Source organism: Nocardia sp. NPDC055165 (assembly GCF_053606985.1).
The window spans coordinates 397,822-421,237 of the sequence record NZ_JBSGSS010000003.1 but is presented as its reverse complement, the minus strand read 5'-3'; the positions used below and the strand labels follow the sequence as shown (position 1 = coordinate 421,237).

Sequence of the window (23,416 nt, the reverse complement as noted above, 5' to 3'; positions counted from 1 at the left end):
ATGATGTCTCGGAACATAGGTTAGGCTTACCAGACTTCACAAGTCGTGTCCGGTTTCGAGGCAGGAGAAGTTCGTCGCCGTGATCCACCCTGGCACCGTCAGACGTCGTCGTCTGACCGGGCTTCTGCTGCTCGTTGTCTTGCTCACCGTGGCGGTGGTGGCGAGCATTGCCATCGGCACCCGCTCGCTCGCACCCACCACGGTGTTCGACGCCGTCACACACGCTTTCGGCTGCGACGGCGGCCCGTTCCGATGCCCGGCCCGCTCCACCGCCGAGGAAATCGTGCGTGAGCTGCGTCTGCCGCGCACCGCATTGGCCCTGTTCGCCGGAGTGGCGTTGGGCGTCGCGGGCGCGCTCATCCAGGGGTATACCCGGAATCCGCTCGCTGATGCCGGATTGTTAGGACTGAATGCGGGCGCGGGCTTTCTGGCCGCGCTGAGCATCTTCCTGTTCGGGTTCACCGCACCCGCGCAGTACATCTGGTTCGCCTTCGCCGGGTCGGCGATCGCGGGGGTGATCGTGTTCGGGGTCTCCTCGATCGGCGGGGGCAAGGCGAGTCCGTTGAGCCTGATCCTGGCGGGGGCCGCGGTCACCGCCTTCCTCCAGGCGATGACGAACGCGATCATCGTGCTCGACAACGCGGCGCTCGACACCTATCGGTTCTGGGTGGTCGGCAACGTGGCCGGGCGCGAAGCGGAAGTGTTCTGGGAGGTCCTGCCGTTTCTGGTGATCGGCCTCGGCATGGCCATGGCCGCGGCACCCAGCCTGAATCTGCTGAGCCTCGGTGACGATGTCGCCCGCGGACTCGGCGTCGACGTCACCCGGGCGCGGGCCTTCGGCCTGCTCGCGGTGGTGCTGCTCAGCGGCGGGGCGACCGCGGCGATCGGGCCGATCGCGTTTCTGGGGCTGGTGGTTCCGCACATGGCTCGGACCATCACCGGACCCGACAACAAGTGGCTGATCCCCTATTCCGGGCTGCTCGGCGGGTTGCTGCTGCTCGTCGCCGACGTCGCCGGGCGGGTGATCGCCCGGCCCGGTGAACTCCAGGTCGGGGTGATGCTGGCCGCGATCGGCGCGCCGTTCTTCATCGCGTTGGTGCGTCGCAAGAAGTTGGTGGCGCTGTGAGTGGGGTCGAGATGGACAAGGCCGCCGACCGGGTCGCCGCCGAACCCGCGAACGCCGACCGGGCAGTGACCGAGCTGCGCCGGGTGCGACCCGCGCTGCGGGTCGGGCCGGTGTCGTTGGTGCTGCGGCCGGTCGTGTTCGGCGTCGTCGTGGCACTGGCGGTCGCGGTGTTCGCACTGTTCTGCCTGGACATCGCCGTCGGTGATACCCAAATCCCCCTGGGACGCGTCCTCGACGTGCTCGGCGGCGGCGGCACCCGATCCCAGCGCTTCATCATCATCGAATCACGATTGCCACGGGCGCTGACAGCCGTGGTCGTCGGAGCCGCGCTCGGATTGTCGGGCGCGCTGATGCAGTCGATCCTGCACAACCCACTGGCCGGGCCGGACGTCCTCGGCATCACCACCGGCGCCAGCGTCGGCGCCGTCGCGGTGCTGGTCGGCAGCGGTGGTGCGACAACCGGACTGGTCGCGACCGTGGGAGCCCCGATCGCCGCGCTGACCGGCGGCCTGATGACCGCGGTCGTCATCTATCTACTGGCCTGGGGCCGCGGGGGCGGCGGCGAACGCGGGGTCACCGGGTTCCGGCTCGTCCTGATCGGCATCGGCGTGAACGCGGTCCTGATGTCGGTGATCAGCTGGCTGCTCACCCGCGCCAGCCTGACCGATGCCGCCCGTGCCCAGCTGTGGCTCACCGGGTCGCTCAACGGAGCCGACATGTCCAGGGTCGTGCCCGCCGTCATCGCGCTGTCCGTCGTGACCGTGGTGTCGCTGGTGTCGGCGCGCACACTGGCCGCGCTGCGCCTCGGCGAGGACTCGACCCGAGTGCTCGGTGTGCGGATCCAGTCGCAACAGGCACTGCTCATCGGCGCGTCGGTCGTGGCGGCTTCGGTGGCGACCGCCGCCGTCGGGCCGGTCGGATTCGTCGCCCTCGCCGCACCGCAGATCGCGAGAATGGCGCTGCGGACCGCGGGTGAGCCCCTGATCGCCTCGGCGCTGACCGGTGCCGCACTGGTCGCGGGGGCCGATGTCATCTCGCGCGCACTCCTGCCCGTCGACCTGCCGGTCGGTATCGTCACCGCCGCGCTCGGCGGACCGTTCCTGCTCTACCTGCTCGTCCGCATGAATCGGAAGGCCACGCTCTCATGACCAGCCCCGCTCATCGCCTCGCCGCCGACGCCGTGTCCCTCGGCTACGGCGAGCGGGTGATCGTCGACGAGCTCAGCCTCGACATCGCGCCCGGCGTGGTCACCACGGTCATCGGCCCCAACGGCTGCGGTAAGTCGACACTGCTGAAATCGCTGGGCAGGCTGCTGCGCCCCTGCGCGGGACAGGTCGTCCTCGACGGCAAGGCCATCTCGTCGATGAAGACCAAGGACGTGGCCAGGGTGATCGGCATGCTGCCGCAGACTCCGGTCGCGCCCGAAGGGCTCACCGTCGCCGATCTGGTCGCGCGGGGACGTCATCCGCATCAGTCCTGGTTGCGGCAGTGGTCGGCCGACGACGAGACCGAGGTCGCGGCTGCGCTGGCCCAGACCGGTATCGCCGACCTGGCCGACCGGACCCTCGACGAACTCTCCGGCGGCCAGCGCCAGCGCGCCTGGATCTCCATGGCGCTGGCCCAGGGCACCGACATCCTGCTCCTCGACGAGCCGACCACCTACCTCGATCTCGCGCACTCGCTGGAAGTCCTCGACCTCGTCGACCGCCTGCACGCCGAGTTCGGGCGCACGGTGGTGATGGTGCTGCACGATCTCAACCTCGCCATCCGCTACAGCGACGAGCTCGTGGTGATGCGCGCGGGCGCGATCGTGGCGCGGGGCAAACCGGCCGACATCGTCACTGCCGAACTGCTCGCCGAGGTCTTCGGGCTCGAGGCCACCGTCCTGACAGATCCGGTCTCGGGGCGGCCGATGATCGTCCCGATCGGCACCCGGCACGTGCACGGCGCGGTCGGGTATGACGAATGACACACAGCAAACACCCCGTTACGACAATCTGTAGTACGCATGTTTGTCGTTGAGGCCGTAAAATCGGTGGGATGGCAGGTCTCGGCGAACTCGAAAAAGCGGTCATGGACCAGTTGTGGTCGGCCGATGAGCCACTGACGGTGCGGCAGGTCCACGAAGCGCTGGCCGCGCGGCGCGAGCTCGCGTACACCACGGTGATGACGGTGCTCCAACGACTGGCGAAGAAGGACCTGGTGGTTCAGCGACGCGACGATCGCGCGCATCGATACGCACCGGTTCACAGCCGCGACGAACTGGTCGCGAGCCTGATGGTCGACGCCTTGCAACAGGCCGACGCCGCAGGTAGTCGCGCCGCGGCGCTGGTGCACTTCGTGGAGCAAGTGGGCAAAGACGAAGCGGATGCGCTGCGCGAGGCACTCGCCAAGCTCGAATCCGACGAAAACAGCGGCTAGACTCCCTGGCGGCTCTCACAATGGAGTGAGCGCCCCTGGCCCCACAACGCAGTGAGCAGAGTCGATGAACGCAACCGCGGCAGTCTTTGCTGGTCTCGCCTTGCTTCTCGCAGGGCCGGTACCAGCGCTGCTCAGTCGCGCTACCTGGGTGCACCGCAGCCCACGCGCGGCGCTGGTGTTGTGGCAGGCGATCGCGCTGGCCGCCGTGCTCAGCGCCTTCGGATCGGGGCTGGCCATCGCCAGCCTGCTGCTCGTGCCCGGCCCTGACGGTCGGCCCACCACCTCGCCCACCCAGGAGATCGACGCGCTCGGTCTGCCGCTGTGGACGCTGTATGTGCTGGTCTTCGCCCTGACCCTGATGGTCGGCGCCCGGCTGATGTTCTCGATCGTGCGCGTCGGCGTGCACACCCGGCGCCGCCGCTCCCGTCATCGCATGCTGGTCGACCTGCTCGATCAGAGCGGTCCGGTGCGCCGCGCCGCCGACATCCGCGTGCTGGCCGCCACCGAACCCATCGCCTACTGCCTGCCGGGCCTTCGCCAGCGGGTGGTGATCAGCGAAGGCACGCTGACCAGCCTCGACGACTCCGAGGTCACCGCCATCGTGAGCCACGAACGCTCACACCTGCGCGCACGCCACGATCTGGTGCTCGAGGCGTTCACCGCCGTGCACGAGGCTTTTCCCCGGGTTGTCCGCAGCAAGGCCGCGCTCGGCCAGGTGAAACTGCTGATCGAACTACTCGCCGACGACTCCGCGGTGAAGGTCACCGGGCCCAAGCCGCTGGCCCGCGCCCTGATCGCCTGCGCCAAGTCCACCGCACCGCAGGGCGCGCTCGCCGCGGGCGGACCGAGCACCCTGATCCGCATCCAGCGGCTCGCGAGCACCACTGGAGACGTGAGAGTCGCCACCGCCGCCTACCTCGGCTCGGCCGCGATTCTGGTCGTGCCGACACTGGCCGTCGCGGTGCCGTGGCTGCAGGAGCTCAACCGGCTCTTCCGCGGCTGACCTGGCGATCCGCCGCTGGTTCTCCCCCCGTGCGGCCTACGCGCCGACCGCACCACCGCTCCCTGCTGCGCAGCGGCACAGACCTTGCCACAACCACTTCGCTGACCAGCCTGTTTACCCAACCGAGCCCGAACACGCCTATCCTGGGAGACCGGTCCTTCCTGCTGGGCCGCACCCCGCTCACGCCGAGGCGCGTATTCGGGTAATCGGCGCCGATCATCGTTCGGCGCGATTCGCAGCCCAACGAAAGGCCACCTTGACCAACTCTGCCGTGCCCAACGAACCGACCTTCGCCGAACTCGGCCTGCCCGTCGAACTGGTGCAGACCCTGCGCAACGCGGGCATCGACAAGCCCTTCCCCATCCAGGCCGCCACGATCGGCGACGCCCTGTCCGGGCGTGACGTGCTCGGTCGCGGCCCGACCGGCTCGGGCAAGACCCTCGCCTTCGGCCTGCCGATGCTGACCCGCCTGGCCGAGGGCTCGCAGTCCAAGCCCGGTCGCCCGCGCGGCCTGGTACTGGTACCGACTCGCGAACTGGCCACTCAGATCGAGAAGGCCCTGGAAGACGCCGCCCGCTCGCTGGGCCTGCGCGTGGCCTCCGTCGTCGGTGGCGCACCGATCAAGCGTCAGGCCGACCGCCTCGCCCGCGGTGTCGACCTGCTCATCGCGACCCCCGGTCGCCTCGACGACCTGATCAAGCAGCGCGCCGCCGACCTGTCGGACGTGACGATCACCGCGCTCGACGAGGCCGACCACATGGCCGACATGGGCTTTTTGCCCCAGGTCACCCGCCTGCTCGACCGCACCCCGAAACAGGGTCAGCGCCTGCTGTTCTCGGCCACCCTCGACGGTGATGTGGACAAGCTGGTCAAGCGCTACATGCACAACCCGGTGACCCACTCGACCGCGCCCGCCGAGGCCTCGGTGAGCACCATGACCCACCACCTGCTCTACGTGCGCGACAAGAACATCAAGCGCACCGTGGCCACCGAGATCGCCGCGCGTGAGGGCCTGACCATCATGTTCGTGCGTACCAAGCACGGCGCCGACCGCCTGGCCAAGCAGCTGCGCGGCGCCGGCGTCGACGCGGGCTCGCTGCACGGCGGCAAGGCACAGAACAACCGTGTGCGCACCCTGGCGGCCTTCGCCGACGGGTCGGTGCCGGTGCTGGTCACCACCGACGTCGCCGCGCGCGGTATCCACATCGACGGTGTCTCGCTGGTCGTGCACTTCGACCCGCCCGCCGAGCACAAGGCCTACCTGCACCGTGCCGGGCGCACCGCGCGCGCCGGGGAGGACGGTGTCGTGGTCACCCTCGTCACCGACGAGGAGCGCAAGGACGTCGCCGCGATGACCCGCAAGGCGGGCGTGCGCACCGACGGTGTCGACGTGCGCCCCGGCGACCGGAACCTGGTGGAGATCACCGGCGCTCGCAAGCCCAGTGGGATCGCACTGGCCGCGCCGGTCGCCCCCGCGCAGCCGACCCGCTCGGCGAACGGGAGCGGGCGTACTCGTCGTCCGCGCACCGGTGGCGCTCCGGCCGCCGAACCGGGCCGTGGCGGCGCGCCGCGCCGTGAACGTCCGGCGCACGAGCCGCGCACGCGCTCCGGTGGACACGCCCGCACGGGCGACACGCCGACGAATTCTCGTCGTCGCGCCGCGCGTCCGGCCGCTCCCGCCGCGCACCGCAACCGCACGGCAAACTGAATCAACGCGTGGCCGAACCGATTACGGTTCGGCCACGCGTCTGTTTCCGGGTACCCGAACCCCGCGACTCTCGTTCGTAGATCAGCGCCGACGAGCGCCGGAGCGCGCACACTGAGCCCGTGACGAACCACGAGATCGCCACCATCGTGTGCGCGCTGATCGCGGCCATGTTGATCGCGCTGGGCGCCGTAGCGCAGCAGCGGGCGGCCGCGGCAGTGCCCGAAGGCACGCCCCTGCTCGGCGGACTGCTCCGCAGCCCACGCTGGTGGTCCGGAATCGTCGGCGACACCGGTGGTTACGCGATGCAGGTTCTCGCGCTGGCATTCGGCGCGGTGCTGGTGGTGCAACCGATTCTGGTGAGCGCCTTGGTCTTCGCACTGCCGCTGTCCGCGCGGCTGAACGGGCAGCGGATCACCGCGCGTGCCGCCACGACCGCGCTGATCCTCGTCGCGGCGCTCGCGCTGTTCCTGATCGTGGGCGATCCGACAGCGGGCGAGGACACGGCACCCTTCCGGGAATGGTTGGTGCCCTTGGCGATTCTGCTCGGCATCGTCGGAGGCGCGGCCGTCGCCGGGCTGACGATCAGCAGCCGGTCGGGACAGGCGCTCGCTCTCGGCCTCGCCGGCGGCGCGCTGTTCGGGATGGCGGCCGCACTCACCGATCGCGTGGTCACCCTGTTCGGTGACGGGATCGGCGCGGTGCTCGGCGGGTGGCAGACCTGGACGCTGGTGGCCGCGGGACTGCTCGGTGTGTACCTGCAGCAGCGCGCATTCCAGGCCGGACCGCTGTCGGCCTCACTCCCCGCGGCGACGATCGCCGAACCACTGGCCGCCGCGTTCCTCGGCCTCACCGCTCTCGACGAGCACCTGCGCACCAGCGGTCTCGGACTGGTCGTCGTCGGAGTCTGTGTCGTCGTGATGTGCGCGGCGACCGTGGCCCTGTGTCACACCAGAGCGGTCACCGCCGAGCCCACGCGCTGACACCTCGCGGGATTTGCCCGCCGCTGGGCTCACAGGGCTACTATCAATCAAGTGCGATTTCTTCCGGGACCCCAGCCGCCGTATGACCTGACCTACGACGACCTCTTCCTGGTCCCGAACCGGACCGATGTCGCGTCCCGGTTCGATGTGGACCTGGCCAGCGTCGACGGGACCGGTACCACCATCCCCCTCGTGGTCGCGAACATGACCGCGGTCGCGGGCAAGCGGATGGCCGAGACCGTCGCCCGCCGCGGTGGCATCGTGGTACTTCCCCAGGATCTGCCGATCCCCGCGGCCGCCGACACCATCGCGTTCGTCAAGAGCCGCTCGCTCACCGCCGACACCCCCGTCACTCTCGACCCCGATCGTTCGGTGTCCGACGCGGTGGCGCTGATGCACAAGCGCGCCCACGGCGCCGTCGTGGTCGTCGAGGACGGCAAGCCGGTCGGCGTCGTCACCGAGGCCGCCTGCGCCGATGTGGACCGGTTCGCGCGCCTGCGCGAGGTCGCCTTCACCGACTTCGTCCAGGTGGCCGTCGAGGCGTCCCCGCGCGACATCTTCGACCGCCTCGCCGAGGCCCACGCCCAGCTCGCGGTGCTCACCTACCCCGACGGCACCCTCGCGGGCGTGATGACCCGCACCGGCACCGTCCGCGCCGGCATCTACACCCCCGCGGTCGACGCGAACGGCAAGCTGCGCGTCGCCGCCGCCGTCGGCATCAACGGCGACGTGGCCGCCAAGGCGAAGGCCCTGGCCGAGGCGGGCGCCGATGTGCTCGTCCTCGACACCGCGCACGGCCACCAGACCAAAATGCTCGAATCTTTGCGCACCGTCGCCGATCTCGGTCTCGGCCTGCCCCTGGTCGCGGGCAATGTGGTCTCCGCCGAGGGCACCCGCGATCTGGCCGAGGCCGGCGCGACCATCATCAAGGTCGGTGTCGGCCCCGGCGCCATGTGCACCACCCGCATGATGACCGGCGTCGGTCGCCCACAGTTCTCCGCTGTGGCCGAATGTGCCGCCGCGGCAAAGGAACTCGGCGTGCACGTGTGGGCCGACGGTGGCGTCCGGCACCCCCGCGACGTGGCGCTGGCGCTGGCCGCGGGCGCGTCGAACGTGATGATCGGTTCCTGGTTCGCCGGTACCTACGAGTCCCCCGGCGACCTGCGCATCGACCGCGACGGCAACAAGTACAAGGAGAGCTTCGGCATGGCGTCCAAGCGTGCTGTCGCCGCTCGTACCGCCGCCGACAGCAGCTTCGACCGCGCCCGCAAGGCCCTGTTCGAAGAGGGCATCTCCAGCTCGCGGATGCGTCTGGATCCCGAGCGTCCCGGCGTCGAGGATCTCATCGACCACATCTGTTCGGGTGTGCGCAGCTCGTGCACCTACGCCGGTGCTCGCTCGCTGCCGGAATTCCACGACAAGGCCGTGCTCGGCGTGCAGTCCGCCGCCGGCTTCGCCGAAGGCCGGCCGCTACCCAGCGGCTGGTGAACCGCGCCCGCGGCGGCCGATCGAACCCTTCGATCGGCCGCCGCCGGCGGGCCGGGGCCGCGCCGCTGACGCATCATGGGTGGGCACGGATTACTATGGAGTTGCCGATCACGGCACATGCTCGACTCCCGCCTCGAAAGGATCCAGTTGTCACCCGCGTCCAAGGGCGCCACACAGGAGGGCTCCTCTACGGAGCCGGGTGACAAACCCGGCGTCCTCCTTTCCGCAGCGTCCGTTCGATCCCCCGGTTTCCCTACCGCGCCCCCACTCGGGTGGTGCTGAGGATGTCCATCGTTCTGACCGTGCTCAGCCTGCTCGGCTTCGTCGCACTCACTCTCGGAACGGCACTGTTCGTCGCCGCCGAGTTCTCCCTCACCGCACTGGAACGCAGCACCGTCGAAGCGGCCGCTCGGGAAGGTGACACCCAGTCACGCCTGGTGAAACAGGCCCATCACACCCTGTCGTTCCAGCTCTCCGGCGCTCAGCTCGGCATCACCATCACGACGCTGATCACCGGCTACATCGCCGAACCCGTTCTGGCCCGGCTGCTCGATCCGCTGCTGGACGGCATCGGGTTGAGCGAAAACGCCTCGCACGGCGTCGCCTTGGCGCTGGCCCTGATCATCGCGACCTCGCTGTCGATGATCTACGGCGAACTGGTGCCCAAGAACATCGCGATCGCCGAGCCGATGATGGTCGCCCGGCTCACCGCGGGTCCGATGATCGGCTTCTCCGCCCTGTTCAAGTGGCTCATCCGTTTTCTCAACGGCGCCGCCAACTGGGTGGTCCGCAGGCTCGGCATCGAACCCGCCGAGGAACTGCGCTCGGCCCGCTCGCCCCAGGAACTCGGTTCGCTGGTGCGCACCTCCGCGATGCGTGGCGCGATGGATCAGCGCACCGCGCAGGTGATGGACCGCTCGCTGGAATTCGGTGAGCGCAGCGCCGAGGACCTGATGACACCGCGCGTGAAGGTCGAATCGCTGGACCGCCACGACACCATCGCCGATCTCATCGCCGCCGCCGCGCGCACCGGCTACTCCCGGTTCCCGGTGGTCGACGGCGACCTCGACAACACCCTCGGCGTGGTGCACGTCAAGCAGGCGTTCACCCACCCGGGTGAGCTGCGCAAGCAGATCCAGCTCAGCGACCTCGCCGTCGCGGTGCCGATCGTGCCCGCCAGCCTGGACGGCGACGAAGTCCTCGAGCGCGTCCGCGCCGACGGCATGCAGGTGGCCCTGGTCGTCGACGAATACGGCGGCACCGCGGGCATGGTGACCATGGAGGACCTGATCGAGGAGATCCTCGGCGACGTGCGCGACGAGCACGACGAGGAGGAGCGCGATGTGCGCCGCGTCTCCGACGGCTGGGACTGCTCGGGTCTGATGCGCATCGACGAGGTGTCGCGCGCGACCGGCTACGACGCACCCGAGGGCGAATACGAAACCCTCGGCGGGCTGGTACTGGCCCAGCTCGGCCGCATCCCGGTGACCGGCGACGAAGCGGTGCTGCCCGAATCCCGCGGTTCCGGGGGCGGCTGGATCGCCCGGGTGGAACGGATGGACGGACGGCGCATCGACCGGGTGCGGTTGATCCCCGTCGACGCGGCCGCCCTTTCGGCACGGGAGAACGCTCATGGGTGACCTGTTCGGAATCTTGCTGACCGTCGTACTCCTGGCGGGCAACGCGTTCTTCGTGGCCGCCGAGTTCGCCCTCATCTCCGCCCGCCGTGATCGGCTGGAAGCCCTTGTCGCCCAAGGCAAGAAGAAGGCGCAGACGGTGATCGAGGCGGGTGAGAACCTGTCGATCATGCTCGCCGCGGCTCAGCTCGGCATCACCATCTGCTCGATCCTGCTCGGCCGCGTCGGCGAGCCCGCGATCGCGCACCTGATCGAGCGCCCGTTCGAACTGCTCGGCCTGCCCGATCAGTTGCTGCACCCGGTGGGCTTCGCGCTCGCGCTCACGGTGGTGGTGATCCTGCACATCCTGCTCGGCGAGATGGTGCCGAAGAACATCGCCCTGGCCGGTCCGGAACGCTCGGCACTGCTGCTGGTGCCGGTCCACCTGATGTGGTTGCGGATCGCCCGACCGCTGATCGCGCTGTACAACCTGGCCGCGAACATGACGCTGCGGATGATGCGTATCGAGCCGAAGGACGAACTCGACGCGACCGTCTCGACGGTGGAACTGGCCGAGATGATCGGCGAATCCCGCTCCGAGGGACTGCTCGACGAAGAGGAACACCGCAGGCTCACCCAGGCCCTCGGCACCTCCGACCAGGTCGTCGGGGATGTGATGGTGCCGTTGGCCCAAGCCAGATCGGTGCCGCTGATCGGCAACGGAACCACCCTCGGTGAGGTCGAGGCAGCGGTGTCCGAAACCGGTTTCTCGCGCTACCCGGTCGCCGCCTCCGACGGCTCTCTGGTGGGTTACCTGCACATCAAGGACGTCCTCGACGAGGTCGCCGACGACAACGCGGGCCCGGACACCGTCATCCCCCGCACCGACATCCGCCCGCTGCCCACGGTGAGCACCGGAACTCCGCTCTACGAGGCGCTGGCCCGGTTGCGCCGTACCAGCAGCCATCTGGGACGGGTGGTCGACAGCCGCGGCAACACCGTCGGCGTGGTCGCCCTGGAGGACCTGATCGAAGAGTTCGTGGGCACCGTGCGCGACGGAACCCACCGCCTCGCCGAATAACCCGGATCGCGAAAACGGCCCGACCAACCGGTCGGGCCGTTTTCGTGTGCCGAGGGGCCTGGCGGATCGCCGACCCGGCTACACCTGGTCGCCGGGTCGGCGATCCAGGGTCCCGAGGCCGTGGATCAGAATGCTCACGGCGACGTCGATCAGTTCGTCGAGCGGCAAGGGTGCGTCGGCCAGCGTCCAGTCCACCATCAGCTCGGTCATCCCGCCGGCGAACAGCATTGCCGCGATCGCCAAACGATCGGTGGCGGGAACATGGAAGTAGGCGTCGGCGAAACCGGCGATCAGCTGGGCGAATTCGTGCATGACCGCGCGCCGGTGCACCTCGAGCTCCGCGCTGACTCCCACGACCTCGATGAAGATGACCCGGGCACGGCGCGGGTCCGCGGCCACGGTCCGAACGAAGGCGTCGACACTGGCGTGTGCCTGGGGAGCCAGATCGGGTTCGGCACCCGCGAGCGCCGCCAAGGTCGCGGCGCGGACCTGGTCGATCTGACCGTCGTAGACCGCGCGCAGCAATGCCTCACGATGAGTGAAGGACTCGTAGAAGTACCGCTCGGTCAAACCCGCGCGGTCGCAGATCTTCTTCACCGAGGACGCCGGATAGCCGATGGTGCCGAACAGTTCCAGGCCGGCCGCGAGGAGCGCGTCTCGACGCTCAGCGCTTCGACTCTCCTTGTCCCGCCCACCGTAGCGGCGCGACGGAGCTCGGTTCCCGGACGGAGCGTCGGTCTCGGTCACTGTCCTCCCGCATCCGGCTACCTGATCTAGAAGGTCTCCATCCTAGTCATCGGCCCGCGGTGGGATCACGATCGTCCCGTAGTCGAGTCCGCCGTGGGTGAAAGTCGGCACGACCGGCCACTGCCGCTTCCAGTTCGCGCATTCCGAGGAGGCGATGACTTGCAGCCAGCGCGGATCGCGCGGTGACCGGGAAGCCATGGTCTTCTCCTTGACCATGGAATCGTATTGATCCAGCGAGTCTTCGAGAGTGTTCGCGTTGAGGACGACTTCGCGGCCGTAGAACTGCGCCTGCTGCCGGACCCCGGGAATCCTGGACAGTTCCGGTTGCCAGCTGTCGGCGGCCATCCCGTTCTCCGAGGACACCCACACACCGTCGGGCGTGTTCACGCACAGCGAGTGGTTCCCGTCGGTGTGGCCGGGTGTCCACAGCAGGCTCACCCCGACACCCAACTCGACGTCACCGTCGAGGACCTGCAGCCGCTCGGCGGGGACGCCGTCCATACCGCCGTCGACGTACCACGCCCACTGCATCGGGTGCACCGATTCCAGCGTGCCGAGTTCGGTGCGCTGCACGAGCATCCGCGCGTTCGGGAACAGCGGGTCACGCGGGCCGGACTCTCCGTCGATCGGCACGTCGCTGCCCATGATCATGCGGATGTCCTGCACGTGCAGATGGTCGAAGCTGACGTAGTCGACATCCTCGTTGCGCAGGCCCAGCCGGGGCAGCACCACCTCGGGATCGTTGTAGTACTTGACGAACAGCGACTCCGCGCGCAGCGTGCGCGAGAGCTTCTGCAGTTTCGCGTAGAACGGGGCCTTGCCCGATCCGGCCGCGACGGTGGGCTCCCAGACCAGCGTTCGGAGCGTGCCGTCGAATCCCTCGAACTGGACCACGAACATCCGGTTGATGATCGAGATCATCGGGTTGGGGCCGATCGAATAGCCCTGGAACGCGAATCGCTGCGGATACGGGGCGGCGGCGATGTCGAAGCTCTTGACCGCACGCACCTGCCCCTGCCGGAGGAACCGCTCGCGGTAGCGGCGCGCGCCTTCGCGCACCGCCTCGAGCCGGTCGCCGCGCGGCCACACGTCGTGGACACCGGCGAACTCCGGTATCGGCCGGATGTCGCCGAGAGCGTCGGTTGTGGTCATGTCCGGTTTCCTGTCGTCGGCGTGGGTGGAGGTTCGGTGGGGCCACAGACCTTGTGTTCGTAGTCGGCCCGGCTCGATGAATCATGAACGGCGGCAACCTGATCCGGGACCATGCCGAGCAGGACGCGGTCGCGCAGGGCGGCCGGGAGCACGTTCACCGCGCGCAGCAGCGCTCCGATGTAGCGGGGCACTGTCACCTCGAATCGCGGGCGTTCGATCGTCCGGAGGACGGCGCGGGCAACGTCGGCGGGCTGGAGCAGTGCCACCGCGCCGGTGGCGGTGCCGGTCGCCAATTCGGTGTCCACGACGGTCGGCATGATCACCGAGAGTTCGACCCCGCTGCCGCGCAGTTCCGCGCGGACCCCGCTCAGGTAGCCGAAGACGGCGTGCTTGGTCGCGGCGTAGGAGGACTCACCGGGCGGGGCGAGCTTCGACGCGGCGGAGGCCACGGTGACGATGTGCCCGGCGCCTCGCGCACGCATGGCCGGTACGGCGAGGGTCACCCCGTTGATGACGCCGTGCACGTTCACGTCGAACTGTCGTCGCCGCGCCGCCTCGGGTTCCCGATCGAACGGGCCGACCCACATCACCCCGGCGTTGTTGACGAGGACATCGAGCGGTCCCCACACCTGCTCGACGGCGGCGAGGAACGCCGCGAACGAATCCCGGTCGGCGACATCGACGCCGAAGCCCCGCACCTGCGCACCCAGTTCCGTGGCGGTGGCGCGGGCCGCCGATTCGTCGATGTCGCCGATCGCGACGCGCTCGCCCGCGCGGGCGAGGTGCGCGGCGATCTCCCTCCCGATCCCACGCGCACCGCCGGTCACCGCGATGACCTGCCCTTTCATTGCCTGTCCCAATTTTGACATGAAGTCATGTCAACAAAGTACAGGACAATCGCGCGTTTTGACATGAGTTCTTGTCAGTTGGCCTGTTTCCCGAGATGATGCACGGCATGGATCGAAATCTCAGCGCGACACCGTCGCGCGCCAGCCGAATCGTGGCGGCGGTCATGCTGCTGACAGTGCGCCGACTGGGCTCGCGGCTTCCCGCCACTCGCGCCGGCGTCCGTATCGGACGCGCGGCAATGCACGGGTTGCGCCTGGTCATGCCGTCCTGGACGGTGGCGCGTTTTCCCGTCCACGAACACGCGGACACCGAATTCGCGGTCCGCGGCGAATGGGTGAACGCAGTACCCGAGCCACACGAGCCGGTCGTCTACTACCTGCACGGCAGTGCGTACTTCTCCTGTTCGCCGGGCACCCACCGCGGCTTGGTCGGGCGGGTGGGTCGCGCGAGCGGACGCCCCGTGTTCGCCGCGCGGTACCGGCTCGCGCCCGAGGACCCGTTTCCCGCGGCACACGAGGACGCGCTGCGTGGGTACCTCTGGTTACTCGCCCGCGGGCATCGACCCGCCGACATCGTCGTCGCCGGAGACTCCGCGGGCGGGCACCTGGCACTGGCCCTCGCCGGTGAGCTGGCCCGGCGCGGACTTCCACAACCGTCCGGGCTGGTGTTGTTCTCGCCGGTGGCCGACCCCACCTTCGGACTGGCCGCGACGAAGGAACCGGGCGTACGCGACCCGTACGCCTCCGCCACCACCGGCAACCGGCTGGTCGGCATGTACGTGGCGGGGTCAGACCTCGCCGATCCTCGCCTGGACGTCGCGGCGGGGATCGTCCCCGGCTTTGCGCCGATGCTCATCCAGGTCGGGGGGCTCGAGGTCTTGCAGGCCGACGCCGAACACCTCGCGGCAACCGCCCGCCGCGTCGGCGTGCGCTGTGACCTGCAGATCTGGCCCGGCCAAGTCCACGTCTTCCAGGCCGGCTATCTGGCCGTCCCCGAAGCAGTCGCTGCCTTGGCCGAGGTCAGCGCGTTCGTCACCGGGATCGAGCGAGCGAGCGGCCCGCCGGATCGGATGCCCGCCTGATCAGCCGGCGTCGGCGGGTGCTCATCGAGGGAGCAGCGGCCGGGCGCTGTGGGCGCCCGCCCGCCGCCCCGAGAAGATGCAGTCGGCCAGCGAGAGGCCACTGATGTAGGAGTTCGAACAGACCCCGACCGCGGCGCGCCCCGCGGCGAACAGTCCCGGCACTACTCCCCCGCTCTCGAGGCGCACGGCGCCGGTGTCCTCGTCCACCAGCAGTCCGCCGAGGGTGAGCATCGGCATCGGGTAGGTGAGCCGCGCCTTGAACGAGATATCCAGCAGGGCGAACGGTCCGGTGCGCAGCGGGCGGCGGATGTCGTCGGGCTTGCCCAGCGGATCGGGGCGGTTGTCCTCGATGGCACGGTTGTGCGCGTCGAGGGTCGCACGCAGGGCGGACCGGTCGATACCGGCGCGTGCGGCCACCTCCTCGACGGTGTTCCCCGAGACGCGCCCGATCCGCAGTAAACGCTCGGTCTGCATTCGCTGGAACCACACCGACTGGGTACCGATCTGACCGCGAGCCTCGGCCTCCAGCTCCGCGTCGACGAGCAGCCACGCGCGATGACCCGGACTGGCGGCGATGGCCGCGCCGAGGGCCGCGCCGTAGCGAGACTCGTCGATCATGCGCTCGCCCAGGGCATTCACCGCGATCGCTCCGAAGAAGGCGCTGGGCGGCGCGATGAACCGCCAGGTCGACAGCGCGTCCATCTTGCCGCTCGCCGCACCGATGTCGAGCGCCATGGTGATGCCGCTGCCGTCGTCACCGGCGCTCCCCAGCGGCAGTCCCTGCGACCACGGATACGCGGGGGCGTGCCGTGCGACCATCTCCCCGTTCGCGATGAACCCACCCGTGGTGAGCACCACGCCGGATCTCGCCTGGATCCGGACCGGCACACCGTATCTGCGCTCGATCCGGGCCAGCAGCTTTTCCACCGCCCGGCGCAAACCCTGGTGATACACACCGGGTTTCGCCGAGATCCGGGCGAGCGCGGCGAACCGTCGCCGTACCGCCGCGGGCGCGTCGGCGATCGTGAGCGCCTCGATGCCCGTCACGTGCCCGTCCTCGACAACGAGCCGAGTCGCCCTGGTTCCGGTCCGGACGCGAACGCCGTGCTCGGACGCCGACGCCGCCAGCGGCCCGAACAGCGCCTTGCCCGAGACGCCGGGACCGTGCGTGCGGTGACCGCGTTGACGCGGTTTCGCGAGATCGCGGTAACCGCCGGAGTTCTCGCTGCCCGAGTAGTACAGGTAGTAGTCATCGGTCGGATAGGACGTCTTGTACGGGCACACCGAGGGCTGGAAGGGCACGCCGTGCCCGGTCAGCCAGTCGATCATCGCCGGGGACTCTTCGCAGAATCGGCGCAGCGTCGCGGCGCTCACGGCGTCACCGACCTCGGCCTGCAGGTACGCGAGCATGGTGTCGACGTCGTCGTCGATGCCCGCGTCGCGTTGCACCCAGGTGCCGCCGCCCGCGTACACGATGCCACCCGACAGCGCCGTAGCGCCGCCACCCAGATACCGGTCGACGGCCAGCACTTCGGCGCCGGATTCCCGCGCGGCCAGCGCTGCGGCCGCACCCGCTCCGCCGTATCCGACGACCACGACATCGGCTGCGTCATCCCAGGCCCGCACTTGTCCACCCTTCCGAGCACGGGCCGACCGCATCGTCGCCCGATCAGCCGAACTATAACGTGTTCTAGATTTTCGGCACCAGTCGAGTCGCGGAACAGCGGGCCGTCAGGACATCAGTCCACGGCCGGTGGTGAGGGGCAGATCGGTGGCGGTGAGCAGACCGGGGCGGGCCTCGACCACGGCCGAGACGGCACTGACCAGGCGGGCAGCGGTGCCGACCACACCGGCGAGAGCGTGGTCACCGTCGCTGGTGAGCTGCAGGTCCAGCCAGTAGTCCGGTTCGCCCTGGATTTCGACGCGGTAGCCACCCTTTCCGGTCGGCTGTGGCCAATCGGGAGCCAGGTCGGGGTGCAGACGGGTGACGTGCTCGAGAGTCAGCACCTCGCGGTCGGCGCGGATGCCGTGGACTTGGAAGCGCAGCGCGGCGGCCGTACCCGCGGCGATGGTGCGGTCGCCGACGGTGAGATCACCGGTGGCCGGCAACCGTTCGAAATGTTGTGTGACCGAATCGAGTTCGATGTCGAGCGCGGCGGCGAGCTGCCGGATGACGCTGCCCCAGGCAAGGGTGAGGACGCCGGGTTGCAGCAGCATGGGCAGGGCATCGAGGTCACTGCCGAATCCCATGATGTCGAAGACGACCTTGGGATTATCATAGGTGGAGTAGTCCATGATCTCCGAGCAGATGATGCGGTCGATCCGTTCGGAGCCACTGGAGAGCAGCAGCGGCAGCCAGTCGTTGGCCCAGCCCGGGTCGATGCCGTTGACCCACAGGGACGCACCGCCCTCCTCGGCGGCCGCGACGATCGGGGCGATCGCCTCGTCGGGCAGGGTGCCGTACGGGTATTGCAGGAAGACAGGGCTGCTGGAGACCACATTGATGCCGGCGCGCAGGAACCGTTTCAGGTCCTCGACCGATTCCATCAGCCGGTCGTCGGCCATCGCGGTGTGCACGATGCAGTCGGGTTTCAGGGCCAGCAGGGCGTCGGCATCGGTGGTGGCGGTGATGCCGGTGTCGACGGACAGCCCGGCGAGCTCGCCCGCGTCCTTCCCGGCTTTGGCCGAGCTCGATACCCACACGCCGACGAGCTCCAGTTCGGGCCGGGCGATGATGGAACGCAGCGCTCGCGCACCGACGTTTCCGGTGCTCCATTGGATTACACGGTAGGTCATGTCAGATCCTTTGCGCGGGAGTGGATCACAGGTCGGGCAGGCCGAGTTCGAAATTGGGGCTTTCGATGCCGCCGTCGACCTCGAGAATCTTGCCGGTGACATAGCCGCCCGCGCGTGAACTGAGGTAGACGATGGCCGCCGCGATTTCCCAGGGCTCGCCGAGCCGACCCAGCGGGGTCGCGGCTTCCATCGTGGCCTTGATCTCGGGTTGACTCGCAACGACATCCAACGCGGAGGTGAGTACCGACCCCACCGCGATGGCATTGACGCGAATGCGTGGAGACAGATCGGTGGCGGCCAGCCGGGTCCAATGCGCGAGAGCGGCTTTGGCGGTGCCGTAGGCGAGGAAGCCACGGCCCGCGGTGCGGCCCATCATCGAGGAGATGCTGACCACCGAGGCGTTGTCCGACTCCAGCAGGTGCGGTACCGCGGCCTGGGTGAGCGCGTGCGCGGTGGACACATTGAAGCGGAAAGCCTCCTCCAGGAACTCCGGGGAGGTGGTCATGAAGGTATTGGGCATGGTGCCGCCGACATTGTTGACCACGATGTCGATACGGCCCAGTTCGGCGGCGGCGGTGTCGGCGAAAGCCTTCACCGCGGCCAGGTCGGCGAGATCCGCTGTCACGGTCACGGCACGGCGGCCCAGGGCACGGATCTTCCCGGCGACCTCGTCGAGCTGTTCGGTGGTGCGGGCGGCGATGGCGACGTCGGCACCGGCTTCGGCGAGCGCGAGCGCGGTGGCCGCGCCTATACCGCGGCCCGCTCCGGTGACGATGGCAACGCGACCGTCGAGCCGGAAGGCATCCAGGATCATGGTGCAAGCTCCTCTCTGAGATGGCCGCATGTGGCTGCGGTCACACTGCATCTTTAAGAGATTTCGCTTAACTGTCAATGAGTACTTCTCAATCCTGTTGATGAACGGCTACTGTTCGATCTGTGGCAGCAACAGCAGCGCGGGAACGCCTCATCGTCGCGGCGGAGCGTCTGATCGCCGAGCACGGACGGTCGGTACCACTGCGCGATATCGCCGCTGCCGCAGGTCAGCGAAACAATTCAGTGATCCAATATCACTTCGGGTCCCGCGACGGGCTCATCGCGGCGGTGGTCGAGTTCCGGCTGGCGACATTGGAGGTGCGGCGGCTGGAATTGCTCGCCGAACAAGCGGGCTCGGGTCGGCCACCAGGCTTGCACGGTTTGCTCGAAGCCTTGGTGGTGCCGATGTTCGAGCTCGGCGAGCGGCACGGAATTCGCCACTACGCGCGTTTTCTCGAACAGATCCAACCCCACCCGTCGATCTCGGATGCGACCAATCTCGACAGCGCGGGGCGCACGTCGGTGCGCGTCATCATGCAGGGCCTCGACCGCGAGCTCAGCGCCTTGCCACCACGATTGCGGGTTCGGCGGCTACGGGCGCTGACCACCATGCTTTTCGCGCTCCTGGCCGATCACGAACGAGCGGCCGAAGCAGGGGATGCACGGGCCACGGATACACAGGTGTGGGCAGAGATCATCGACATGCTCGCCGGATCACTCGCCGCCCCCGTCAGCACCGGTGGTGTGCTGACGCACGACGCCCGGGTGAGCTGACGTCACCCGCTCGACTCGCCGGACAGACACCGGCGGGCGTTCCACACCGGCACCTGACAGCGTCGGCCCAGCAGTTGTGCTGTTCACCGGTGGCTACCGCTGCCGTCAGGTGGCTACCGCGGCACCTCGGCGCGATCCCGAACGCATCGCCGGTCAGCGCGACGGCGGAGGCGAGTCCGGATCGCGGTGCAGGAGCCACCAGGCGACGATGAGGTCGTCGGTCCGGCCCAGATCGAGGCCGGTGAGGTCGGCGAAGCGCGTGAGCCGATTGCGGACGGTATTGCGGTGCAGGTACAGCCTGGCCGCCGTGTCGTCGACGCGTTGATCGCAGTCGAGGTAAGTCTCGACCGTGCCGAGTATCTCCTCGGCCCCAGCATGGCGTCGCAGCGGCGCGAGATGCTTGTCCGCGAGCAGTCGCGCGGTGCCCTCGGCCTCCCCGAGCAGCGGCAGCGGGCCCAGCGATCCGAGATCGACCAGGCCGCTCCTGCCGTGCCGCACCGCGAGGTCGAACGCGCGCCGCGCTTGCCGGTACGACGCCGTGGCATCACCGAGCAATACCGCGGAGCCGACCGCGACCACGCTGCCCTCCGGCAACGCGTCCGGAGTCCGCGGCAGCAGGGCGACCAGATGCTGATCCACGACCGTGTCGACGACCGGGAGCTTCGCCGTCGAACCCCGCGCTCGCAACGCGGCGAGCAGGTCCGTCGCCGCGGCGGTACCGTTCCACGCGGCGCAGGCAATCCGGTACCGATGCTCGGGATCGAGCCGGTGATCGCGCGCCTCGGCGCGCAGCACCGCGGGCGCTACCGTGCCGTCGACAAGGCTGCGCAGAAAGTCGGCGCGGCGCGCGGCCCCGGCGACTGCCCGCTCCCGCAGCACCCGGTGCACGGCGGTGGCGGACGCGGTCGCCCATTCCCAGGTGAGGTCCTGCATCTCGTCGATCTCGGCGGCAGGCACCCCGTGCGTGGCGGCGCGGCGACGGATCAGCTCGAAGATCCGGCGCGCGCCGATCTGCAGGCTGTGCGCCACCAGATCCAGGGGGATCTGCTGGTCTGCCCAGGTTCTCGCCAGGGTGGTGAGCTCGTCGAACCCCGCGTGCGCGGCTCCTTCGTCGCCCAGTTGCGCCACGACGATGCGCAACACGGCACGGGTGTTGGTCTCGATCGAGGCCGCGTCGACCTGGTCGTAGACCGGGATGTTGTCGCGGTACAGCCGCGTCAGGTCCGCGGCCATCTCGTTGAGTGCCGGGTCGACCTCCGCGATCATCGCGGCGATGCGCGCCGCGATCTTGCGCCGGTGCGGTCCCAGCGCCAGCGCGGGCACCGGCTCGCTGGTGTGCATATGCACAGTCAACTCGGTTTCCTCGCCTATTTCAACGCCGCTGACTGGACCCAAGAATGGCATGTGCACAGAGAGCGCGGCAGCGGGCGGCGCTCGATCGCTGGGAGGCACGCATGGTCGTCGGTGTTCGGTCCGCACCTGGGATGGCGCCCGTTCGGTGGTCACCGCCAACGGTGACTCCCCGCGCCGGGCAGCGCCGAAGTACGCCACCGATGCCCCCGGTCCGGCGGATCGAGCTCCCCGGCGCCGGCCCCGAGGACGTGGTTCTCGGCGCTGACGGCCTCGTCTACACCGGCATCGCCGACGGCCGGATCCTGCGGGTCGACATCGCCACCGAGGGCGTCGAGGTGGTCGCGAACACCGGTGGCCGCCCGCTGGGGCTCTGCGCGGTCGGCGATGGGTCCCTGCTCATCTGCGACGCGCACCGCGGCCTGCTGCGCTGGACCGGTACCGAGATCGAGGTCCTGGTGGGTGCCGTCGACGACGGCCCGCTGAACATGGCCAGCAATGTCGTCGGGGATCCGCGCGACGGCACCGTCTATTTCACCGCGTCTTCGCGCCGTTGGCCGCTGGAGCTGTGGATGGGCGACCTGCTCGAGCATTCCGGAACCGGCCGCCTGTTCCGGCATTCCCCCGACGGGACGACCGCCACCCTGCTGGACAACCTCCAGTACGCCAACGGCATCGCCTTCGCACCCGATCGGGCATCGCTGATCGTCGCCGAGACGGCGGCCTACCGGCTCAACCGCTACTGGGTGCGCGGCCCGAAAGCCGGTACTCGCGAGGTGCTGATCGAGAACCTGCCCGGCTTCCCCGACAACATCGCCCTCGGCTCCGACGGACTGATCTGGGTCACGCTGGCCGCACCGCGCAATTCCCTGCTCGATCGCCTGCTGCCCGCACCGGCGATCGCGCGAAAACTGTTGTGGCGGGTACCCGATCGGCTCAGGCCCCGCCCCGCCCGTACTGCCTGGGTGATCGCGGTCGATCACGCCGGGACCATCGTCCACGACCTGCAGCGCGACGGCGCGGACTACGCGATGGTCACCGGCGTGGCCGAGGCGAACGGCACGCTCGTGCTGGGCAGCTTGGACGAATCCGCCCTCGGTCTCACCCACCTACCCTCCTGAATTCCAGCGGGATCCCCCGCCGCCGTTCCCCTTTCACCGAAAGCAGAGACATGGACTTCGCTCCCAGTACCCGCGCCACCGACCTGGTCGGCCGAGTACACGGCTTCATCGCCGAGGAGATCGCCCCGATCGAGGCGGACTATCACCGCAGCGTGGCCGCGCTGCGCGAGACCGGCGCCGACCCGTGGGATCCCCTGCCCGTGCTCGGCGAGCTGCGCGCCAAGGCCCGCGCGGCAGGCCTGTGGAATCTGTTCCTGCCCGCCGCCCATGCCGGCCGGTACGCCGCGCGCTTCGGGACCGACGGCGGCACCGGTCTCACCAATGTCGACTACGCGCCGATCGCCGAGGAGACCGGGCGCTCGTTCCTGGCGCCGCACGTCTTCAACTGCAACGCACCGGATTCCGGGAACATGGAGGTGCTGCTCCACTACGGCGACGCCGCGCAGCGGGAGCGGTGGCTCGAACCGCTGCTCGACGGCAGCATTCGGTCTGCCTTCGGGATGACCGAACCCGACGTCGCCTCCTCGGACGCCACCACGATGGCGGCCACCGCCGTCCTCGACGGCGACGACGTCGTCGTGAACGGCCGCAAATGGTGGACCACCGGTATCGGCCATCGTGACTGCGCGGTCGTCCTCTTCATGGGCCTGACCTATCCCGAGGCCGAGAAACACCGTCGGCACACGATGGTGCTCGTCCCTGTCGGCACTCCGGGGGTGAAGATCGAACGGATGCTGCCCGCGATGGGCCGCTACGACGAGCCGTTCGGGCACGGTGAGGTGTCGTTCACCGACGTGCGTGTGCCCGCCGCGAACATCGTCCTCGGTCCCGGCCGAGCGTTCGAGATCGCCCAGGGCCGTTTGGGTCCCGGCCGCGTCCATCACTGCATGCGGCTGATCGGCCTGGCCGAGGCCGCGCTCGCCGCGGCCTGCGAACGCGCGACGACGCGGACCGCGTTCGGCAAGCCACTGGCCCGGCTCGGCGGCAACCGGGAACGCATCGCCCGGGCACGGATCGCGATCGATGCCGCGCGCCTGCTCGTCCTGCACGCGGCATGGAAACTCGATACCGTCGGTGCGTTCGGCGCGCTCAGCGAGATCAGCCAGATCAAGGCGCACGTGCCGTCGATGGCGCAGGACGTCATCGACTTCGCCATGCAGATCCATGGTGGTGCGGGACTTTCCGACGATGTGCCGCTGTCGGCGGCCTGGACGACAGCCCGGGCGATCCGCCTGGCCGACGGTCCCGACGAGGTGCATCTGGACATGGTCGGACGGCTCGAGCTCGCCGAGTACGGGCAGGGGCGGTAA

At 69.2% G+C, this 23,416-nt stretch carries 21 protein-coding genes; 14 read left to right on the top strand and 7 right to left on the bottom strand.

Features of this window, described 5'->3' with window-relative positions; genetic code table 11:
• Positions 1–79: 79 nt before the first annotated feature.
• From ACWFRF_RS08720 to ACWFRF_RS08675, 10 genes are all read left to right on the top strand, one after another.
• Positions 80–1,126 (top strand): FecCD family ABC transporter permease, encoded by a 1,047-nt coding sequence (locus ACWFRF_RS08720; RefSeq protein ID WP_452449368.1) that lies wholly within the window; start codon positions 80–82, stop codon positions 1,124–1,126.
• 11 nt (positions 1,127–1,137) lie between these two features.
• Positions 1,138–2,274, top strand: coding sequence for a FecCD family ABC transporter permease (locus tag ACWFRF_RS08715; RefSeq protein ID WP_452449507.1), 1,137 nt, complete (start codon positions 1,138–1,140; stop codon positions 2,272–2,274).
• Positions 2,271–3,095 carry an ABC transporter ATP-binding protein gene (locus ACWFRF_RS08710; RefSeq protein ID WP_452449366.1) on the top strand — a complete coding sequence of 275 codons (825 nt, stop codon included), beginning with the start codon at positions 2,271–2,273 and terminating at the stop codon, positions 3,093–3,095. The genes ACWFRF_RS08715 and ACWFRF_RS08710 overlap by 4 nt, the downstream gene beginning before the upstream one ends.
• A 62-nt stretch (positions 3,096–3,157) precedes the next feature.
• Entirely contained in the window at positions 3,158–3,547 is a 390-nt protein-coding gene (locus ACWFRF_RS08705) for a BlaI/MecI/CopY family transcriptional regulator (RefSeq protein ID WP_279537543.1), read from the top strand.
• A gap of 64 nt (positions 3,548–3,611) precedes the next feature.
• On the top strand, positions 3,612–4,550 hold the full coding sequence (locus ACWFRF_RS08700) for a M56 family metallopeptidase (RefSeq protein WP_379316511.1): 939 nt from the start codon (positions 3,612–3,614) through the stop codon (positions 4,548–4,550).
• Positions 4,551–4,806: 256 nt separating this feature from the next.
• Positions 4,807–6,258, top strand: coding sequence for a DEAD/DEAH box helicase (locus ACWFRF_RS08695; protein WP_378995200.1), 1,452 nt, complete (start codon positions 4,807–4,809; stop codon positions 6,256–6,258).
• 119 nt (positions 6,259–6,377) lie between these two features.
• The gene (locus ACWFRF_RS08690) at positions 6,378–7,238 is read left to right on the top strand and encodes a DMT family transporter (protein ID WP_452449364.1); all 861 of its coding nucleotides are present in this window, start codon (positions 6,378–6,380) and stop codon (positions 7,236–7,238) included.
• Between the two features lie 51 nt (positions 7,239–7,289).
• A complete protein-coding gene (locus ACWFRF_RS08685) occupies positions 7,290–8,726 on the top strand; it encodes a GuaB1 family IMP dehydrogenase-related protein (protein ID WP_452449362.1) in 1,437 nt (478 codons plus the stop codon).
• Positions 8,727–9,010: 284 nt separating this feature from the next.
• Complete coding sequence (locus ACWFRF_RS08680; RefSeq protein ID WP_379317440.1) at positions 9,011–10,366, top strand: hemolysin family protein; 1,356 nt, start codon at positions 9,011–9,013, stop codon at positions 10,364–10,366.
• Positions 10,359–11,423 (top strand): hemolysin family protein, encoded by a 1,065-nt coding sequence (locus ACWFRF_RS08675; protein ID WP_379317438.1) that lies wholly within the window; start codon positions 10,359–10,361, stop codon positions 11,421–11,423. The genes ACWFRF_RS08680 and ACWFRF_RS08675 overlap by 8 nt, the downstream gene beginning before the upstream one ends.
• 78 nt (positions 11,424–11,501) lie before the next feature.
• On the opposite strand, the gene ACWFRF_RS08670 is transcribed toward ACWFRF_RS08675, so the two are convergent.
• The 3 genes from ACWFRF_RS08670 to ACWFRF_RS08660 are packed head-to-tail and all read right to left on the bottom strand — an operon-like array spanning position 11,502 to position 14,170.
• The gene (locus tag ACWFRF_RS08670) at positions 11,502–12,170 is read right to left on the bottom strand and encodes a TetR/AcrR family transcriptional regulator (RefSeq protein WP_378995206.1); all 669 of its coding nucleotides are present in this window, start codon (positions 12,168–12,170) and stop codon (positions 11,502–11,504) included.
• Positions 12,171–12,212: 42 nt separating this feature from the next.
• Complete coding sequence (locus ACWFRF_RS08665; RefSeq protein WP_379316274.1) at positions 12,213–13,322, bottom strand: MBL fold metallo-hydrolase; 1,110 nt, start codon at positions 13,320–13,322, stop codon at positions 12,213–12,215.
• On the bottom strand, positions 13,319–14,170 hold the full coding sequence (locus ACWFRF_RS08660) for an SDR family oxidoreductase (protein ID WP_452449359.1): 852 nt from the start codon (positions 14,168–14,170) through the stop codon (positions 13,319–13,321). Before ACWFRF_RS08660 ends, ACWFRF_RS08665 begins: the two co-directional genes overlap by 4 nt.
• Before the next feature lie 107 nt (positions 14,171–14,277).
• On the opposite strand from ACWFRF_RS08660, the gene ACWFRF_RS08655 reads away from it, so the two are divergent.
• Complete coding sequence (locus ACWFRF_RS08655) at positions 14,278–15,252, top strand: alpha/beta hydrolase (protein ID WP_379316278.1); 975 nt, start codon at positions 14,278–14,280, stop codon at positions 15,250–15,252.
• A gap of 21 nt (positions 15,253–15,273) precedes the next feature.
• Here ACWFRF_RS08655 and ACWFRF_RS08650 read toward each other — a convergent pair whose 3' ends face one another.
• From ACWFRF_RS08650 to ACWFRF_RS08640, 3 genes are all read right to left on the bottom strand, one after another.
• The gene (locus ACWFRF_RS08650; protein WP_452449357.1) at positions 15,274–16,911 is read right to left on the bottom strand and encodes an FAD-binding protein; all 1,638 of its coding nucleotides are present in this window, start codon (positions 16,909–16,911) and stop codon (positions 15,274–15,276) included.
• A 72-nt stretch (positions 16,912–16,983) separates the two neighbouring features.
• Positions 16,984–18,048 (bottom strand): NAD(P)H-dependent amine dehydrogenase family protein, encoded by a 1,065-nt coding sequence (locus tag ACWFRF_RS08645; protein ID WP_452449355.1) that lies wholly within the window; start codon positions 18,046–18,048, stop codon positions 16,984–16,986.
• Positions 18,049–18,073: 25 nt separating this feature from the next.
• Complete coding sequence (locus tag ACWFRF_RS08640) at positions 18,074–18,862, bottom strand: SDR family oxidoreductase (RefSeq protein WP_379318348.1); 789 nt, start codon at positions 18,860–18,862, stop codon at positions 18,074–18,076.
• 122 nt (positions 18,863–18,984) lie between these two features.
• On the opposite strand from ACWFRF_RS08640, the gene ACWFRF_RS08635 reads away from it, so the two are divergent.
• Entirely contained in the window at positions 18,985–19,635 is a 651-nt protein-coding gene (locus ACWFRF_RS08635; RefSeq protein WP_452449353.1) for a TetR family transcriptional regulator, read from the top strand.
• Between the two features lie 153 nt (positions 19,636–19,788).
• Here the strand turns inward: ACWFRF_RS08635 and ACWFRF_RS08630 are convergent, their stop codons facing one another.
• Complete coding sequence (locus tag ACWFRF_RS08630; protein WP_378995345.1) at positions 19,789–20,982, bottom strand: PucR family transcriptional regulator; 1,194 nt, start codon at positions 20,980–20,982, stop codon at positions 19,789–19,791.
• Between the two features lie 206 nt (positions 20,983–21,188).
• On the opposite strand from ACWFRF_RS08630, the gene ACWFRF_RS08625 reads away from it, so the two are divergent.
• Positions 21,189–22,106: an SMP-30/gluconolactonase/LRE family protein gene (locus tag ACWFRF_RS08625; protein ID WP_452449351.1), complete on the top strand. Its 918-nt coding sequence runs from the start codon at positions 21,189–21,191 to the stop codon at positions 22,104–22,106.
• Between the two features lie 50 nt (positions 22,107–22,156).
• A complete protein-coding gene (locus ACWFRF_RS08620; protein ID WP_452449349.1) occupies positions 22,157–23,416 on the top strand; it encodes an acyl-CoA dehydrogenase family protein in 1,260 nt (419 codons plus the stop codon).